The organism is Brucella pecoris (assembly GCF_006376675.1).
GTDB classification, from domain to species: Bacteria; Pseudomonadota; Alphaproteobacteria; order Rhizobiales; family Rhizobiaceae; genus Brucella; species Brucella pecoris.
The window spans coordinates 1-1,235 of sequence record NZ_VEWK01000059.1 but is presented as its reverse complement, the minus strand read 5'-3'; the positions used below and the strand labels follow the sequence as shown (position 1 = coordinate 1,235).

The following is a 1,235-nucleotide window of genomic DNA, read 5'->3' as shown; positions in this document are numbered from 1 at the left end:
TGGACTTGCCCTTATTTAGTGGAGAGGTTCTGTCACTAATTTACGGTTTATCATCTCGAACTTGATCGGTGATTTATACCCGAGTGCAGAATGTCTGCGCACAGGATTATAGAAGCCGTCAATGTATTCGCCAATGGCTTTGATTGCATCCTGACGTGTGTAGAACACAGTTCGCCATATCAGTTCTGACTTGATCGTCTTGAAGACGGTTTCCACCATCGAATTATCATAACAATTTCCTCTTCCGCTCATCGATGGAAGCATTTTGTGAGCTTCGAGAATTCTGCGATACTCATAACTGGCATATTGGCTTCCCCTGTCCGAGTGTTGGATCAGTCCCGGCTTTGGTTGCCGGATTGCAATAGCCTTCTTCAAAGCACAGATCGCTAGATCTTTTTTCATCCGATCCCGCGCTTCCCAGCCGATAATACGACGAGAGTAAAGATCGACAACAATTGCTAGATACAGCCAACCTTCTGCGGTCCATATATAACTGATATCGACACCCCATTTCTGATCTGGTCCATTACAAGTGAAGTCCTGATCCAGAAGATTGGGAGCAACAGGCTCACCATGATTGCTATCGGTCGTGCGTTTGAAGCGCGTTTTCTGCCGGGCTTTCAAGCCATTTTCTCGCATCAGTCGCGCCGTGCGGTGACGACCTGCCCGAATGCCTTCTTCGTTCAGTTCGACATGCATTCGAGGGCTACCATAGGTTTCACGTGACAGTGCAAACTGATTGCGAATATGCGCCAGGATAACCATGTCATCAAGCTGGCGGCGGCTGGGGACGCGATGCTTCCATGCATAATAACCACTAATGCTGACACCTGCGAAGGCGCACAAACGCGACAGAGACATATGGACCTTCTCCGTATCGATGAAAGCAAACTTCATCGACTTGTCTCCCGAGCGAAGAAGGCCGTCGCTTTTTTTAATAAGTCTCGTTCCTGTCGTAGAAGCTCGTTTTCTTTTCGAAGCCGAGCAAGCTCCTGGCTCATGTCTTCATGCGGACCGGAGAGTAAATCGTTCTCAGCAAAATTACGACGCCAGCGGTCAAGTGTTGATTTGCCAATGCCAAGGTCCTCGGCAACCGATGAAATGCTTCGACCACTCGTCGTTAAAATCCGAACGGCTTCGCGTTTGAATTCTTCTGTAAATTCTCGCTGCTTCAATTCTAAGTCTCCTGTCAGTCTTGTCTAACAGAAGCCCTCCATTTTTGAAGGGGAAGTCCA

Annotated in this window: 1 protein-coding gene; it reads right to left on the bottom strand. The window is 48.2% G+C overall.

Annotation, left to right across the window (positions count from 1 at the left end; all coding sequences use genetic code 11):
- Positions 1–15: 15 nt before the first annotated feature.
- Positions 16–1,175, bottom strand: a protein-coding gene (locus FIB18_RS24695) for an IS3 family transposase (protein ID WP_374828267.1) whose coding sequence is annotated in 2 segments (ribosomal slippage) — positions 16–914 and positions 914–1,175 — 1,161 coding nt in all. Because the reading frame shifts where the segments join, the coding sequence is not laid out codon by codon here.
- Positions 1,176–1,235 lie beyond the last annotated feature (60 nt).